Genomic DNA, 15589 nt, shown 5'->3' on the forward strand with positions numbered 1-15589 from the left:
TACGAAGGGGTGAGCATATGACATTACCGTTAAATGCACCGATGTTTGATCTTCTTGTCCTTTCTGTGATCGCAGAAGAAGATGCCTATGGTTATCAGATCGGGCGGATCATTAAAAGAGCGTCGGCGACTACGAAAGATTCGACATTGTATCCGATATTGAAAAGGCTGCAGGAAAATCATTTTGTGGAAACGTATGACAGACAGTTTCAAGGAAGAAACAGAAAATATTATACGATCACAGACAGCGGAAGACAGTATTTGTCAGAATTGACAGAAGAATGGGAGCGTTACAGAACCGTTGTGGACGATATTGTAAAGGGAGGGATTTCATCATGACGAAAAGTGAATACATGAAAAAATTGTCATATAGTCTCAGAAGACTGCCGAAAGAAGATTTCGATCAGGCGATTGACTATTTTGAAGAATATTTTGCGGAGGCAGGACCAGAGAATGAACAGCAGGCGATCGAAGATCTTGGATCGCCGGAAGATGCGGCAAAAGAATTGATAATGAACCTGGCGGAAAAGAATGCGGAAGAACCGCCGAAATCGGTAAAACACAGTTTTAAGGCAGTTTGGATCGGCATTCTCGGGATCTGTGCAGCTCCGATCGCACTGCCGATCGCGCTTGGTCTGATCGGTGTAGTTGCGGCGGTGATCATTTCTGTTTTTTGCGTATTTGCAGGATTATTTCTTACAGCGGTCACTTTGGCAGGAGCGGCAGTGATCGGAATCATAGGAGGAGCCGCGCTTTTGATCCAAAGTCTGCCGGATGGATTGTCAACCTTAGGATTTAGTCTTTGCTGCGGTGCGGTTGGCATTGCATCTGTGTATGGAATCTTCTGCTTTTTGAAATGGCTTCTTGGCAAGATGGCACAGCTTTTAGGAAAGATTACGAAGGGAGGAAGAAAAAATGAAAAAAATAACTAAGCGAATCTTAATCACTTCAGCAGTGACGGCCGGAGCGGGAGTTGTTCTCATGGGAGCAGGAATCGCGTTAGGCGGCTGGCCGGGTGTTGTTTTTACAAAAGACGGAATTCGTTCCCCATATGATCAGAGAACTCCTTATCGTCAGGAAAAGAAAGAGATCGATCCTTTTTCGGAATTGAGTCTCTATATAGGATCGGAAGCAGATGTGTCCGTTGCCGCTTCTGAAGATGGAAAATATTATATTGAATATACCCTTGACGGGAATTATAGTGAACCGAAATATGAACTTAAAAATGGAAAACTTTCATTTACCCAGCAGGATCATGACGGATATATGACAGGCATGTTTGGATTGAGCATAGGAAATGTATCAGGAGAGGATTCATATATCAAAGTTTATGTGCCAAAAGGAACGGTTCTCGATGCGGCAGATATTTATAATGATTACGGGGATGTCAGATGGTCCGCTGTGAACGGGAAGGCAGTTTCGATCGAAGCAGACAGCGGTGATGTAAAACTGGAGCAGTCGGAAACGACATCTATGGAATTGATCTTAAATGACGGAGATGCATCTGTTGACACACTGAAAACGGGAACCTTTCTATTACAATCGGATTATGGCGACAGTACACTTGCCGATGTTTCAGGCAAAGATCTTACTGTACAGGCAGAGTGCGGAGAAGTGGATATGGAACGGGTTTCATTTGAAAACATGGCAGTGGAAGCACAGGACGGAGATGTGCTGACACGGGAAGTATCCTGTTCCTCGGCAGATCTGACATTAGAATACGGAGATCTTCAATGGGATGCAAAAAAACTGGAAAATCTGACTTGCCAGACAGAGTGCGGAGACGTAGATCTTGTCCTTCCTGAAGTGATGGAGCAGTATCAATTCGATCTGCAGCTTGAATATGGGGATCTTTCCCTGCCGGAAAATGCGCCTCATGATCTGTATAGAGAAGAAGACGGAGAAGTATCTTACCGGATATTAGCATCAGAGAAAAATGCAGGAAAGAAGATCTCCGTCATGAGTGAAGACGGTGATGTGAAGGTTCGTTACCGCTAAGTTTAGATGTTATAATCTTCGCATTACTTCAAATGTATTATAAAGATTTAATTGTCCGTATCCCCATTCACGATTAGGATATTCCATCGTATCGGGACGGAGTGCTCCGAGTATGAGAAGACTTCTGATTTGGAAGGAATCTATACCCGGAGCTTTTTGGATATAGAGGATCCATTCCAGCATTAACGCTACAGCTCCGGCAGTGACCGCACAGGCTGCACAGGAGCCGGAACGCGTTTCAAACCGCCCATTGGCAACAGGACCACGGATATTGATTCCCGGAGCGGTCAAGTCAGGCTTGATCTGACCGGATCTCGTATACCCCCTGCCGGAAGCCTGCGCCACAGCGCCTGTCGGTCCGTTATAATATGAAACAACGATAGGGCTTTGTGTATTTGCGGGATTCGTCAAAGTATAGTAGGGGTCAGATTCGAGAAAATACACTTCTCCGTCAATAAATTCTGTGACCGGAAGCCACATATGAAATTGACCGTCGGTGATGATGACAGGTTCGATGACAATCTTCCAAATACCTGCGGCAGGACGGTTAAATCGGAAAAATACAAGTTCAGAGGTACTTTTTTCAACGAGGATGCGATAATCAACGGATACTTTTGTACGTTCAAACAAGAAGTCGATCTCTGCGCTGGCTCCTGCCTGAAAAGGGATTCTGGACGTATCTTCCCCCGAAGGGGAGATAATAGATATTGACAGGACATTTGGAATATCTGTCCATAATTCCATGGAAAATCCAGAAACATTTTCCCCGACACGGATTTCTACGGTTTTATTTTCTGTTCCGTTTGTTAAAAGATTGGAGTAGTGGTGACGTTGATCTGCCTCGTTTCCGGTTCCGATGACGATGATATGATTGGCAAGTGTGCCGTAATTTTCAATCAGTTGGGGGAGAGGAAGCGTTCCGATATGTCCGCCCATATTGGAACCGACCGTAAAACAGATGACGAGAGGGAGATTCAAAGAGTCTGCAAGGAGATTCAGATAGCGCAGTCCGAGCATGAGATCTGTTTCCTGATAGCATACGGCATTAGTTGGGATGAAATAGTAGTCCCTGAGATATTTTTTTGCCTGTTTCAGTTTCACAACGGCGATAGAAGCTTCAGGAGCAGCTCCGAGAAACTCTTCTTCCGGTATAGCGCTTCCACATGCAAGGGCGGCGGCGTAAGTTCCGTGTCCTGTTTCATCGGTGGATGGAACGAGGTCAAAAGGAGAGTCTGACCGAAGCGCTTCGTTGATCTGGTCTTCTGTAAATTCACTTCCGTAAGAGAAATGTTCCGGCAGATTTCCGGTTTGTACAGTCTGATCCCAAATGGCGCGGATGCGGGTTGTATTGTCTAAGTTTCGGAAAACCGGATTCGTATAATCAATCCCGCTGTCAAGGAAGCCGATCAGAATGTTGCGTCCCTTAAGCTGAAGGGTAGGATAGTTTTGGATCGGAAGGATTCCGGCTTCGTTGAGTGTCTGCATACTAAGCGGAGTGTAACAGTTCGGGATCGAGGTGTAAGAATATTTCGGAAAAGTGATCGGATCTGTGATTTCCTTTGGAAGATAGAAGCATTTGTAAGAAAATCCGGCGTCCTGTTCACAGCGCTCCACTGTCATCAAACTGTTAAAAAAAGGCGTTCGGACATGATTTCCGATGAAGTCGCGGTAATCTTCAGATAAAATATGTTCACGGCATGTTTCACGGTCAAGCATATAAGAATTTCTCCGAATTGATTTTTATATCATATGCAAAAAATCAGAGAGTCATTCCTGAAAAAGTTTGCTCAAAAAACGCTTTTCCAAAAGAACGCTTTTCTAAAAGGACGTTTTCTAAAAAGAACGGATTCTGAGGAGGCAGAAGTGAAAAAAGTATAAATTCCAATGAGAAATGTTGAAGTTGTTTCAGAAAAGGGTATAATAATGATAACTTAAAATATCATATACGACCGATGTTTTTTGTACTTCGGACGTCCGTTTGGACGAAAGACGAAAGGAGATTGATACACATGAAAGATTTTTTTGAAAATTTCGGAAAACGGCTTGGAGAGACTGCGGAAATGGTGACGAATAAAGCCGGAGAAGTGATTGAGATTCAAAGAGTCAAAAGTCAGATCAGAGATCTTGCACGGGATAATGCCGTTGATATGATGGAGTTGGGAAAAGCAGTATATGAGCGTTATAAAGCAGGCGAAGAATTGGATGAAAACGCGGCAGCGCTGTGCGATTCAGTAAAAGAACGGGAAAAAGAAATTGAAAAATATGAACGTAAGATCGCGGCTTTAAAGGGATCGGCAGCATGTTCTGAATGCGGCAGGATGGTTTCGGAAGATATGGCATATTGTCCGTACTGCGGAGAGAAGATGGAAGCACAGGATCCGGAAGAAGAGACGGAAGAGTATGCGGAAAAGATAAAGGAGAAAGTGGCAGACGCAGCCGGAATGATGGCTGACAAAGCAGAAGAAACTGCGAAAAAGGTCGGAGATGCTGCTCACAAAGCCGCTCAAAAAACAGAGGAAGTGCTGGAAAAAGCAGCGGAGAAGACAACGCAGGCTGTTCATAAAGCGGCAGATAAGGCTGAGGAAACGGCTGAGAAAACGGCAGAGAAACTAGGAGACGCAGCAGAGCAGACGATGGAGAAACTGAATGAAGATTAAATGGTTTCCGATCACAGCAGCTTTGGCTGTCGGCGATCAGGCAGTAAAATGTTACGCTGAGAATAAACTTGTAAAGGGGGAAGAACGGCCGATTACAGAGAAAGTTGTCTTGCGGCATGTTCAAAATAAAGGCATTTGCATGAGTTTATTGGAAGATGAACCAAAGACAGCTCATATTTTATCAGGAGCAGCGTCCGGAGCGGTGCTCGGATGGCATGCCTTTACGGTTATGACGAAGAAGAAAGGATTTTGGAAAAAGTTCGGTCTTTCTTTGATGGCGGCAGGTTCAGCAAGCAATCTGTTTGACAGGATCGTTCGCGGACATGTTGTAGATTATGTGGGATTTCGCTGCGAAGATAAACAACTGGCAGGGATCACATATAATTTTGCCGATTTCTTTATTGCTGCAGGCACTGTTATTACGATTATTGCAAAACTGTTTTCCCCGAGAGCGAAAAAGCGGGAAAAGGGAAAGAAAACTGCTTAAAGGAAAAGCGATTGGTTTCTTTTTTAGAAACCAATCGCTTTTTTTACGTCGTCAATATTTCCTTGAAATATCATTCCGTCCATGCCAAGAGAACGGGCGGCTGCAATGTTTGGCGCCAGATCGTCTATGAAGAAACACTCTTTCGGATCAAGAGAAAATGTATGAAAAAGGTATTGGTAGATAGCAGGATCCGGCTTTGCCATTTTAAGCGGCGCAGAGAAAACAATTCCGCTGAAGTCTTTTAGAAAATCGTAGTTTGAAGAATATTCGGCAAAATAGGTCGGTGCATTTGATAATAAATAGAAAGGAATCTGCCGGTCTTTTAATTCTTTTATAAAGTTCAGAGTGTCTTCAATCGGTGTCAGAAAGCGCGGCCATTCCCGGAAGAATGTCCGAACGACAGGTTCTAACCGTTTCGGAAGAGATGCGGCAGTATCCTCTGCATATTGTTCATAACTGACAGAACCGCTGTCGATTTTGTCCCATCCTGAAAAGATCGCCGAGAAGAGAAGTTCCTGATCTTCTGCGGAAGACGTAAATTGTTTTAAAAGATGCCATCCGTCAAACTTACCGATTACATTTCCAAAATCAAAAACAATATTTTTATATTTCATGTGATCTGTACCTCGTATGATTAAGAATTATTATGATTAGTGTAGTATCAGGGAGTCACTTTGTCAAATAGTTTAGATATCAGATGTTTGGGGGCAGATCGTTGGATATTTGAAGCGTTTCCTTTCTTGCAGTGTTTAGATACGGCGTGTTATACTGAAAAAAATGGGATAAATAAGAGGTGTCTTATGTCGATTATTCAAACGATCAAAGAACAGGTAAATATGACCGAGAGAGAGCGGGACATATGCAGATATATTTTGGAGAATCCCGAGAAGATCGAAGAAATGTCTTCGAGAGAATTAGGACATGCCACATTTACCAGCGCTGCTTCAGTGACTCGGTTCTGTCAAAAGATAGGAGTAAAAGGATTCCCGGAATTTAAAATGCAGTTTGTTCAGGAATTGAGAACCGGAGGAATGGAAGAACATTCTGCAGTTACGATGTCAGAGCGGGAGAACGTTGTCACCATGGTTCGAAAAGCGGAGCAGATCCAAAAGCTGGCTGTGGAAGAGACGAATAAAGAACTTTCTTATACACAGCTTGTACGGATAGGAAAGTTGATTGCTGATGCAAAATCTGTTGATTTCTATGTATATGATATGAATAATTATTTGGCAAAATACGGATCTGCCTTATTTTTTCACGCAGGAAAATTGTCAAGTGTTCACTCTGAAATTAATATACAAGGACTTCATGCGGCGATGCCGGCGGATGGACATGTCGCTGTCATTATCAGCCATACGGGGCGGAATGAGCGTTTGGCGGAGATTGAAAAAATGCTGCACAGAGGCGGAACGAAGATCATTGTGATTTCCGGCAACAGAAAAGGAACTATAGGTCAGTATGCAACGGAGTTTTTATATGCGGCAGGATCAGAGAAAGTAGAAGAATTTTGGAACTCTATGTTTTTTGCATCAGGAAAATATTTGCTTGATATTTTATATGGCATGGAATTCAGCAGACGATACGAAGAGAATATTGCGCTGAACAGCAGATATGAAAAATCAGGACAGGATCTGTTGTGGGGACTTCCAAAGAAAAGCTTGCAGCAAGTCAGGAAAGTGAATAAAAAAGAACGTGAAGAAAACGAAAAGTAAGACGGAAAAATCAGCGTCTTTTCCTTATTAAAATGGGAGAAAAGGAAAAGATGCTGATTTTTTGTGCATTTTATACAAAAATAAAGGGGCATTTTTTGACATGTGAAACATTATTGCAAAAAATAAAAGAAAAAATCAGTTAAGATTGAAACAGTTAAACAAAAAGAAGAGAAAGAATTGAAAAAATCAGTCAGATTATTTAAACTAGCGTCAAGATCGAAAGAGGAAGTGCACAGAATCTCTTGGAATAAAAGATATGATCAAAGTGAGTGAAAGGAAAAGGAGAATGTTATGTCAAAGGTAAGAGATTATCAAAAACTTGCCGTCGATGTGATCGAGGCAGTTGGAGGTCAGGAAAATATAGCGAATGCTACGAGATGTGCAACCAGACTGCGTCTTGTTTTAAAAGAAACTCCAAAAGGGGCGAAAGAAAGAGTATCAGCGCTTGCGGGCGTGATCACAGTTGTAGAAAATAACGGACAGTTTCAGGTTGTCATCGGAACGCATGTAGGAGAAGTGTACGATGCTGTTGCGGAAGCGTTGAAACTTGATACGAAGAATCAGGAGATTGAAGAGCCGAAACAAAGCATCTTGAATCGGGTCATAGCAACGATGTCAGCGGTGTTTGCGCCGTTTGTATATATTCTTGCAGCGGCGGGACTTCTGCAAGGTGCGCTGATCTTGAGCACAATGGCGTTTCCGCAGTTCGCTCAGACAGGAACCTATGAAGTATTGAACTTTATGTCCTGGACACCGTTTACATTCCTTCCGATTTTTATTGCGATTACAGCGTCAAAGCATTTTAAATGTAATACGTTTATCGCGATCCTTTGCTGTTGTGCCCTTGTGAATCAGTCGTGGGCAGATATTGCGGCACGGATTGCCGGAGGCGAGATCGTTACTTTTCTCGGCATTAAATTGTCTGAGACAACGTACACATCAACGGTGCTTCCGCCTCTTATCCTTGTGTGGCTTTTGTCTTATTTAGAGAAATTTGTTGAAAAAAGACTTCCGGATGCAGCAAAACCGCTTTTAACTCCATTAATTTGTTTCCTCATTATGGTTCCGGCAACAATCCTTGTTCTTGGACCGGCATCTGCGATTACGGCAAACGGAATTGCAAACGGTTATAATGCACTTGTTGAATTTGCACCTGCAGTGGCAGGAGCAATTATCGGGGGACTTTGGCAGGTAGTCGTTATCTTCGGAGTTCACTGGGGTATCACACCGGTTGTTCTTGCGAACTTTGATATGAACGGATTTGATACGTTTCAGGCATTTCAGACAATCGCGGTAGTTGCACAGGTTGCGGCAGCTTTCGGTGTCTATCTGAAATCAAGGAATAAGCAGTTTAAAGGCGTTGCTCTTTCAGCAGGAATTACCGGAATTTTCGGAATTACAGAGCCTACGATCTACGGCGTAACATTACGTCTGAAAAAACCGTTTATCTGCGGTTGTGTCGGAGGCGCTGTCGGAGCAGTCGTATTAAGTTTCTTCCATTCTGCTTATTATGCATATGCAGGGCTTCCCGGACTTCTTACGATCGTAAATGCGATCAGCAAAGATGCTCCGATGTCATTTATCGGTATGGTCGTTGCATGTGTGATCGCATCCGTGATCGCGATTGTTTCAATTCAGATTATCGGATTTGACGATCCGCAGGAAGAGGCAGAGAATTTAGAGACAAACAAGGCGGAAAAAGGAGCGGCCGCATCAGCGATTGAGACAAAGAAGACAGGGGAAAAAGAAGTGCTCAGCCCGCTTAACGGAAAAGTGATCCCGTTAAAGGAAGTACATGACGAAGTATTTTCAAGTGAAATGATGGGAAAAGGATGTGCGGTCATTCCATCTGAAGGAAAGATATACGCTCCTTTTGACGGCAGAGTTGTGGGACTTCTGGACAGTCATCATGCAGTCGGCATGGAAAGCGAAGATGGAGTAGAAATCCTGATCCATGTAGGAATGGATACAGTGAAGTTAAACGGAGAAGGATTTACGATCCATGTAGAAGAAGGACAGCAGGTGAAGGAAGGACAGCTTCTTCTTGAATTTGATATGGATAAGATACAGGCGGCGGGTTATGAAGTGACCACTCCGGTAATCGTTACAAACAGCGATGAATTCCCTGAAATCGTGACCGTGGCAAACAAAGAAGTTTCTCACGGAGAGGGATTGCTGAAAGTCAAATAAAGGTGAAAGTAAAATAAAAAGGAGGATTTACAAGATGGCATTATCAAATGATTTTTTATGGGGAGGAGCAGTTGCGGCAAATCAGCTTGAAGGCGGCTGGGATGAAGGCGGCAAAGGGATCAGCGTCATAGATGTAATGACAGGCGGAACGCATGAGAAGATGCGTGAGATTACAGACGGGATCGAAATGGATAAATACTATCCGAACCACAGGGCGATTGATTTTTATCATGAATACAAAAGCGACATTGCGTTGATGTCAGAAATGGGTTTTAAGTGTTTCCGTACAAGTATTGCATGGACACGTATTTTCCCGAACGGGGATGAAGCAGAGCCGAATGAAGAAGGGTTAAAGTTCTATGATGATATGTTTGATGAACTTTTGAAGTATGGAATTGAACCGGTCATTACGCTAAGCCACTTTGAGATGCCTTATCATCTGGCAAAAAAATATGGCGGATGGATCAATCGTAAGGTGATTGATTTCTTTGTAAACTATGCAGTGACAGTTATGGAGCGGTATAAAAGTAAAGTTAAATATTGGATGACGTTTAATGAAATCAATAATCAAAGTAATACGTCTGCCGATATTTTCGGATGGACAGATTCGGGCGTTCGTTTTTCGGAATATGAAAACAAGAAAAAGGCAATGTATCAGGCGGCGCATCATGAGCTGGTTGCAAGTGCGATCGTTGTGAAAAAAGGTCATGAGATTAATCCTGAGTTTCAAATCGGATGTATGTGTTCCTTTGTTCCGTTTTATCCGTATTCCTGCAATCCTGAAGATATTATGACTGCGGCAGAGTGTATGCACGAAAGATTTTATTTTTCGGACGTACATATGAGAGGCCATTATCCGGCTTATGCGAAAAAAGAGTGGGAGAGGGAAGGAACAAAACCGGAGATGTTTCCGGAAGACGAGAAGATTTTGGCGGAAGGAAAATGCGACTATCTTGGATTCAGCTATTATATGACAAATGCGGTGAAAGCAGATGCAAAAAAAGATACGGCAGAATCTCTGGATGGAAGTTCTCCGTATTCTGTACCAAACCCATATGTGAAGGCAAGCGATTGGGGATGGCAGATCGATCCTGTCGGATTGCGCTATGCCTTGGTCACTCTTTATGAACGTTATGAAGCTCCGCTTTTTATTGTAGAAAACGGATTCGGCGCTATTGATGTGCTGAAAGAAGACAAGACATGCGATGATGATTACAGGATCGCATATTTAAAAGAACATATTACCGAAATGAAAAAGGCGGTTGAACTTGACGGAGTAGACCTTATGGGATATACCCCGTGGGGATGCATTGACCTCGTATCATTTACAACAGGAGAAATGAAGAAAAGATATGGTTTTATCTATGTCGATATTGATAACGAAGGAAAAGGGAGCGGAAAACGGTATAAAAAGAAATCCTTTGGATGGTATCAAAAAGTAATTCAGTCAAACGGAGAAGAATTGTAATCCGAAAAAAGAAATAATGCGCATACCCCTTGATTTTTGAAGCCGTATATTCTATATTATAAATGATGTAAAAATTGCATCTTCTGTACAACCTAATGAATGAGGGCTTGTACTGGTTTCGACAGGGATCTTGAAGATGGAGAAGCTATCCGCAGGCTGATGCGTCAAATCGCAAACTTAAAATTAAACGCTAACGATAATTTCGAATTAGCTGCGGCCTAATTGCCGCATGTCGGCCCCGTGGCACTCACACCTCGGGAATCCGGCATCAACGATGTGAGAAACGATATTGGCAAAGCTTTGAGTCAATAGGCGTATCATGAAGCTACTGAAACCGTAAGGGTGTTAGTTCCCGTGCGGCATAGGGAATGAAAAAGAACTGACTATGATAGTAGAAGTACATGGGATAGGTTTTTGGACGCGGGTTCGATTCCCGCCAGGTCCATAAGGGGTATTAGCGCAGTTGGGAGCGCGCAACATTCGCATTGTTGAGGCCAGGGGTTCGACTCCCCTATACTCCACGGAATAAGCACCCATACAAAAATGATTGTTCGAAAGAACAGGATTTTTGTATGGGTGCTTTTGTGTTACAGACAATTTCATTTTGTTATTCGATTGCTTGCTCCTTCCATTATTTTATAATTTTCATTTTTTACAAAGTTAGATTGGAACGAAATTTAATTTACACAGATTTAACATAGCGCTGATTTTACATTTTACATTTGTTATTTAAGATAGTCAATGTGCAAGGGAGCACGGAAGAAAAGGCGAAATGCAAAGTTAGTTTTAGTTGGTTTTGCCAAATAAAGAGAAATAAAAAAGAATAAAAGAAAACAAAAAAGTGAAAAGTGGAAGCAAAAAGGAGATTGTAAGACTATGAAAATGAAAAAGTTTATTGCAGTTGTATCTATGGTAGGAATGTTGGCGGCAGCTATGACGGGATGTGGATCGGGAAATGATGACACAGCCGATGCGGACAAAACTGCAAATGCAGCAAATGCAGGAGACTGGGACAGTTCGAATGATATTACAGTTGTTTCCCGTGAGGATGGTTCGGGAACAAGAGGCGCATTTATCGAGCTGTTCGGAATTCAGGAAGAAGTTGACGGAAAGAAAGTTGACATGACGACAACAGAGGCTCAGATCACAAATAATACTTCGGTTATGATGACGACAGTTGAAGGAAATGAATATGCGATCGGATACATTTCTCTTGGTTCTCTTGATGACAAAGTTGTAAAAGCTCTTAAAATCGACGGAGCAGAAGCGACAGCAGAAAACATTGAAAATGGAAGCTATAAAGTATCCAGACCGTTTAATGTGGCGGTAAAGAAAGATCTGGACAATGAAGTGGCGAAAGATTTCATGAGCTTTATTATGAGTACAGAAGGTCAGAAAGTAGTAGAAGAAGCAGGTTACATACCGGTATCTGATGTGCAGGCTTATGCAGGAACAAAACCGGAAGGAAGCTTTGTAGTAGGCGGATCTTCTTCTGTAACGCCGGTAATGGAGAAGCTTGTAGAGGCATATAAAGAACTCAATCCAAATGCAAATATCGAACTTCAGGCATCTGATTCAACGACAGGTATGACATCTGCGATTGAAGGAAGCTATGACATCGGTATGGCTTCAAGAGAGTTGAAAGACGAAGAAAAAGAAAAACTTGACGCGACAGTGATCGCAACAGACGGTATCGCAGTAATTGTAAATAAAGAAAACCCGACAGAAGAAATGACATCTGATCAGGTAAAATCAATCTACCTCGGAGATGTACTTACATGGGATGAGATTGCCGAGTAAGATTTGGAATGAGAGAGTCTGTTCGGTGCGAACAGATAAAATGAAGAGGAAATCAATATGAAATCAAAAGCATGGACTGAAAAATTCATGCAGGGAGTGTTCTTTGTTGCCGCCTGTGCCTCGGTGCTGGCGGTAGCTCTCATATGTATCTTTTTATTTGCGAACGGAATCCCTGCAATCAAAGAGATCGGATTTGTCAAATTTATTACCGGAGAGATATGGAGACCGGGAAATGAATTGTTCGGTATCTTCCCTATGATTATCGGAAGTTTATATGTTACGGCAGGCGCGGTTATCATTGGTGTCCCGATCGGTGTTTTAACTTCTGTATTTATGGCAATGTACTGCCCGAAGAAAATTTACAGACCGCTGAAATCGGCAACAGAACTTTTGGCGGGAATTCCTTCTGTTGTATACGGATTTTTCGGACTGGTCGTCATTGTTCCGATCGTCCGTGATTTCGGAAGAATGTTAAAATCTGCGGGATTGGTAAAAACAGCAGGAGATGGAAACAGTATTCTTACAACATCTCTGATCCTCGGTATGATGATCCTTCCGACGATCATCGGAACAACAGAAAGTGCGATGCGGGCTGTTCCTGATCATTATTATGAAGGAGCGCTGGCGTTGGGGGCAACAAAAGAAAGGAGCATTTTCCGGGTGATCCTTCCGGCGGCTAAATCAGGTGTGATTGCAGGAATCGTACTGGGAATCGGACGCGCTGTCGGAGAGACGATGGCGGTGATCATGGTCGCGGGAAACCAGCCTCGGCTTGTGGGAAATATTTTAAAAGGAATCAGAACATTGACCGGTAATATTGTGATGGAAATGGGATATGCGACAGGGCTTCACAGAGAAGCGCTCATTGCAACAGGGGTCGTTTTGTTTGTGTTTATTCTGATTATTAATTTCAGCGTTGCGCTGCTCAAGAGGAGGACAGATCATGAGTAATAAAATGACAGTCGGTGACAGGCTGAAATCTTATATGAAGCACCCGGGATCGTTTCTTGTGATGCTGCTTGTCATGCTCGGAGCGTTGATTACATTTTCGGTACTTTTGTTTTTGATCGCATATATATTGATCAATGGAGTGCCTCATATAAAACCCTCTCTTTTTGAGTGGCATTATACGTCGGAAAATGCTTCGGTCATTCCTGCGTTTGTCAATACGATCGTTATGACGCTGCTGTCTCTTTTGATTGCGGTTCCGTTCGGTATTTTTTCGGCAATCTTTCTTGTGGAATATTCAGGAAGAGGCAATAAATTTGTAGAAGTGATCCGTCTGACAACGGAGACACTTTCAGGAATTCCTTCGATTGTATACGGACTGTTCGGAATGTTGTTTTTTGTAAATACGCTGGACTGGGGATTTTCGATTTTGGCAGGAGCATTTACGCTGTCTATCATGATCCTTCCGCTTATTATGAGGACGACAGAAGAAGCGTTAAAATCAGTTCCTGATTCTTACAGGGAAGGAAGTTTCGGACTTGGAGCAGGAAAACTTCGCACCGTATTTCGAATTGTGCTTCCGTCGGCAGTTCCGGGAATTTTGGCAGGGGTGATCCTTGCAATCGGAAGGATTGTCGGGGAAACAGCGGCGCTGATCTACACAGCGGGAAGCGTGGCGCAGATCCCGAGCAGCGTTCTGGGGTCGGGACGAACATTGGCAGTTCATATGTACCATTTGTCAAGCGAAGGGCTTTATATGAATCAGGCATATGCGACAGCGGTGATTTTGCTTGTTTTAGTAGTAGGGATTAATGCGTTGTCAGGTGCGATTGCACGGAAACTGACGAAAGCATAAGAAGAAGTAAGAAAGGAAATAAGGATGTCAAAGATAAGTATTAAAAATCTGGATCTGTATTACGGGGATTTTAAAGCCCTTAAAAATATAAATCTGGAAATCGAGGAAAATAAGATCACTGCGTTTATCGGACCATCCGGTTGTGGAAAATCAACATTACTAAAATCCATCAACCGTATGAATGATCTAGTGGAAGGCTGTCGTATAGACGGTGAAATTTCTTTGGACGGACAGAATATTTTCAAAGGGATGGACGTTAATCTTTTGAGAAAACGTGTCGGAATGGTATTTCAAAAACCGAATCCGTTTCCGATGAGCATTTATGATAATATTGCGTTTGGTCCCAGAACACATGGAATCCGTTCGAAAGCGAAGTTGGATGACATTGTAGAACAGTCACTTCGAAATGCGGCAATCTGGGATGAATGTAAAGACAGATTGAAAAAGAGCGCGCTGGGAATGTCTGGAGGACAGCAGCAACGACTTTGTATAGCAAGGGCGCTTGCGGTAGAACCGGAAGTTCTTCTTATGGATGAGCCGACATCAGCCCTTGACCCGATCTCTACGTCAAAGATCGAAGACCTTGCGATGGAACTGAAAAAAGATTATACTATTGTCATGGTTACGCATAATATGCAGCAGGCTGTGCGCGTGTCCGACAATACGGCGTTTTTCCTTCTTGGGGAAGTTGTGGAATATAATAACACAGAGAAATTGTTTTCGATACCGTCAGATAAAAGAACAGAAGATTATATCACAGGGAGGTTTGGTTAAATTATGCGTAACAGATTCGACAGACAGCTTCATTTATTGGATGAACAACTTACACATATGGGGGAATTATGTGAGACAGCCATTGCAAAAGCAACGCACGCATTAAAAGATGGAAGTATCGAGCAGGCGAAAGTGATCATTGCCGAAGATGAGGAGATCGATCAGATTGAGAAGGATATCGAGAGGCTTTGCCTGAAACTTCTTCTTCAGCAGCAGCCGGTTGCAAAGGATCTGCGCAGAATTTCGGCGGCGCTTAAGATGATTACGGATATGGAGCGTATCGGAGATCAGACGTCTGATATCGCAGAGATTATTCTTTCTTCCAAAGGAGCTGCGGCTACAGATGAGATCCATGTGATCGGAACGATGGCGTCTGAGGTAAGCAAGATGGTTCGCAGCAGCGTTACGGCATATGTTGAGAAAGATTTAGAGCTGGCGCGAAGTGTGATGAAGGCGGACGATGAGATCGATCAGTATTTTGAGGAAGTGCGTGATGAGATGATTGAGTTTATCAGAGAAGAGAAAGGCGAAAATGGAAAACGCATTTTTGATCTGATCATGGTGACAAAATATTTGGAACGCATTGGAGATCATGCCACGAATATTGCTGAGTGGGTAGAATTTTCTATCACAGGAGTTCATAAAGAACATGCCCTCATTCATGCAGAATAAAAAACACAAGAGAAATATGGCAGTATAG

15 protein-coding genes, 1 tRNA gene and 1 other RNA gene are annotated in these 15589 nt (G+C 42.9%); 15 read left to right on the forward strand and 2 right to left on the reverse strand.

The features are described 5' to 3' along the window. Positions 1 to 17 precede the first annotated feature (17 nt). From RCH61_RS02370 to RCH61_RS02380, 3 genes are read left to right on the forward strand one after another with little or no spacing between them, the layout of a single operon-like run. The gene (locus RCH61_RS02370) at positions 18 to 338 is read left to right on the forward strand and encodes a PadR family transcriptional regulator (protein WP_178007655.1); all 321 of its coding nucleotides are present in this window, start codon (positions 18 to 20) and stop codon (positions 336 to 338) included. Next, positions 335 to 931, forward strand: coding sequence for a DUF1700 domain-containing protein (locus tag RCH61_RS02375; RefSeq protein WP_306479772.1), 597 nt, complete (start codon positions 335 to 337; stop codon positions 929 to 931). The genes RCH61_RS02370 and RCH61_RS02375 overlap by 4 nt, the downstream gene beginning before the upstream one ends. Then, the gene (locus tag RCH61_RS02380; RefSeq protein ID WP_306479773.1) at positions 915 to 1997 is read left to right on the forward strand and encodes a DUF4097 domain-containing protein; all 1083 of its coding nucleotides are present in this window, start codon (positions 915 to 917) and stop codon (positions 1995 to 1997) included. The genes RCH61_RS02375 and RCH61_RS02380 overlap by 17 nt, the downstream gene beginning before the upstream one ends. A 9-nt stretch (positions 1998 to 2006) precedes the next feature. On the opposite strand, the gene RCH61_RS02385 is transcribed toward RCH61_RS02380, so the two are convergent. Continuing rightward, entirely contained in the window at positions 2007 to 3713 is a 1707-nt protein-coding gene (locus tag RCH61_RS02385; protein WP_306479774.1) for a S8 family peptidase, read from the reverse strand. Between the two features lie 293 nt (positions 3714 to 4006). On the opposite strand from RCH61_RS02385, the gene RCH61_RS02390 reads away from it, so the two are divergent. Both RCH61_RS02390 and RCH61_RS02395 read left to right on the forward strand, forming a co-directional pair. Beyond that, positions 4007 to 4654, forward strand: coding sequence for a zinc-ribbon domain-containing protein (locus tag RCH61_RS02390; protein WP_178007667.1), 648 nt, complete (start codon positions 4007 to 4009; stop codon positions 4652 to 4654). Beyond that, positions 4644 to 5141 carry a signal peptidase II gene (locus RCH61_RS02395; RefSeq protein ID WP_178007665.1) on the forward strand — a complete coding sequence of 166 codons (498 nt, stop codon included), beginning with the start codon at positions 4644 to 4646 and terminating at the stop codon, positions 5139 to 5141. Before RCH61_RS02390 ends, RCH61_RS02395 begins: the two co-directional genes overlap by 11 nt. Positions 5142 to 5164: 23 nt before the next feature. Here RCH61_RS02395 and RCH61_RS02400 read toward each other — a convergent pair whose 3' ends face one another. Further along, positions 5165 to 5755: an HAD family hydrolase gene (locus RCH61_RS02400; RefSeq protein ID WP_178007663.1), complete on the reverse strand. Its 591-nt coding sequence runs from the start codon at positions 5753 to 5755 to the stop codon at positions 5165 to 5167. Positions 5756 to 5941: 186 nt separating this feature from the next. Between RCH61_RS02400 and RCH61_RS02405 the strand changes: the two genes are divergently transcribed. The 10 genes from RCH61_RS02405 (at position 5942) to phoU (ending at position 15561) form a co-directional block, all read left to right on the forward strand. Continuing rightward, positions 5942 to 6853 (forward strand): MurR/RpiR family transcriptional regulator, encoded by a 912-nt coding sequence (locus tag RCH61_RS02405; protein WP_178007661.1) that lies wholly within the window; start codon positions 5942 to 5944, stop codon positions 6851 to 6853. A gap of 291 nt (positions 6854 to 7144) precedes the next feature. Next, positions 7145 to 9043 carry a beta-glucoside-specific PTS transporter subunit IIABC gene (locus RCH61_RS02410; RefSeq protein ID WP_306479775.1) on the forward strand — a complete coding sequence of 633 codons (1899 nt, stop codon included), beginning with the start codon at positions 7145 to 7147 and terminating at the stop codon, positions 9041 to 9043. Positions 9044 to 9077: 34 nt separating this feature from the next. Continuing rightward, positions 9078 to 10511, forward strand: coding sequence for a 6-phospho-beta-glucosidase (locus RCH61_RS02415; protein WP_178006344.1), 1434 nt, complete (start codon positions 9078 to 9080; stop codon positions 10509 to 10511). Between the two features lie 103 nt (positions 10512 to 10614). After that, positions 10615 to 10959, forward strand: a transfer-messenger RNA (tmRNA) gene (gene ssrA / locus RCH61_RS02420). Then, positions 10960 to 11032 (forward strand) — tRNA-Ala (locus RCH61_RS02425). A 355-nt stretch (positions 11033 to 11387) separates the two neighbouring features. Beyond that, positions 11388 to 12311, forward strand: coding sequence for a substrate-binding domain-containing protein (locus tag RCH61_RS02430; protein WP_178006343.1), 924 nt, complete (start codon positions 11388 to 11390; stop codon positions 12309 to 12311). 57 nt (positions 12312 to 12368) lie between these two features. Then, a complete protein-coding gene (gene pstC / locus RCH61_RS02435; RefSeq protein WP_178006342.1) occupies positions 12369 to 13262 on the forward strand; it encodes a phosphate ABC transporter permease subunit PstC in 894 nt (297 codons plus the stop codon). Next, positions 13255 to 14115, forward strand: a complete 861-nt coding sequence (gene pstA / locus RCH61_RS02440; RefSeq protein WP_178006341.1) for a phosphate ABC transporter permease PstA — start codon at positions 13255 to 13257, stop codon at positions 14113 to 14115. The genes pstC and pstA overlap by 8 nt, the downstream gene beginning before the upstream one ends. 24 nt (positions 14116 to 14139) lie before the next feature. Continuing rightward, a complete protein-coding gene (pstB, locus tag RCH61_RS02445; protein ID WP_178006340.1) occupies positions 14140 to 14889 on the forward strand; it encodes a phosphate ABC transporter ATP-binding protein PstB in 750 nt (249 codons plus the stop codon). 3 nt (positions 14890 to 14892) lie between these two features. Continuing rightward, complete coding sequence (gene phoU, locus RCH61_RS02450) at positions 14893 to 15561, forward strand: phosphate signaling complex protein PhoU (protein ID WP_178006339.1); 669 nt, start codon at positions 14893 to 14895, stop codon at positions 15559 to 15561. The last annotated feature ends 28 nt before the right edge of the window (positions 15562 to 15589 follow it).

It is taken from the genome of Mediterraneibacter sp. (genome assembly GCF_030825015.1).
Taxonomy (GTDB): domain Bacteria; phylum Bacillota; class Clostridia; order Lachnospirales; family Lachnospiraceae; genus Mediterraneibacter.

Bases quoted from the DNA above. Each gene is read 5' to 3' on its own strand.
- pstB (WP_178006340.1), top strand. From the start codon at position 14,140: ATGTCAAAGATAAGTATTAAAAATCTGGATCTGTATTACGGGGATTTT.
- RCH61_RS02370 (WP_178007655.1), top strand. From the start codon at position 18: ATGACATTACCGTTAAATGCACCGATGTTTGATCTTCTTGTCCTTTCT.
- RCH61_RS02390 (WP_178007667.1), top strand. From the start codon at position 4,007: ATGAAAGATTTTTTTGAAAATTTCGGAAAACGGCTTGGAGAGACTGCG.
- pstC (WP_178006342.1), top strand. From the start codon at position 12,369: ATGAAATCAAAAGCATGGACTGAAAAATTCATGCAGGGAGTGTTCTTT.
- RCH61_RS02380 (WP_306479773.1), top strand. From the start codon at position 915: ATGAAAAAAATAACTAAGCGAATCTTAATCACTTCAGCAGTGACGGCC.
- RCH61_RS02385 (WP_306479774.1), bottom strand. From the start codon at position 3,713: ATGCTTGACCGTGAAACATGCCGTGAACATATTTTATCTGAAGATTAC.
- RCH61_RS02405 (WP_178007661.1), top strand. From the start codon at position 5,942: ATGTCGATTATTCAAACGATCAAAGAACAGGTAAATATGACCGAGAGA.
- phoU (WP_178006339.1), top strand. From the start codon at position 14,893: ATGCGTAACAGATTCGACAGACAGCTTCATTTATTGGATGAACAACTT.
- pstA (WP_178006341.1), top strand. From the start codon at position 13,255: ATGAGTAATAAAATGACAGTCGGTGACAGGCTGAAATCTTATATGAAG.
- RCH61_RS02430 (WP_178006343.1), top strand. From the start codon at position 11,388: ATGAAAATGAAAAAGTTTATTGCAGTTGTATCTATGGTAGGAATGTTG.
- RCH61_RS02395 (WP_178007665.1), top strand. From the start codon at position 4,644: ATGAAGATTAAATGGTTTCCGATCACAGCAGCTTTGGCTGTCGGCGAT.
- RCH61_RS02375 (WP_306479772.1), top strand. From the start codon at position 335: ATGACGAAAAGTGAATACATGAAAAAATTGTCATATAGTCTCAGAAGA.
- RCH61_RS02400 (WP_178007663.1), bottom strand. From the start codon at position 5,755: ATGAAATATAAAAATATTGTTTTTGATTTTGGAAATGTAATCGGTAAG.
- RCH61_RS02410 (WP_306479775.1), top strand. From the start codon at position 7,145: ATGTCAAAGGTAAGAGATTATCAAAAACTTGCCGTCGATGTGATCGAG.
- RCH61_RS02415 (WP_178006344.1), top strand. From the start codon at position 9,078: ATGGCATTATCAAATGATTTTTTATGGGGAGGAGCAGTTGCGGCAAAT.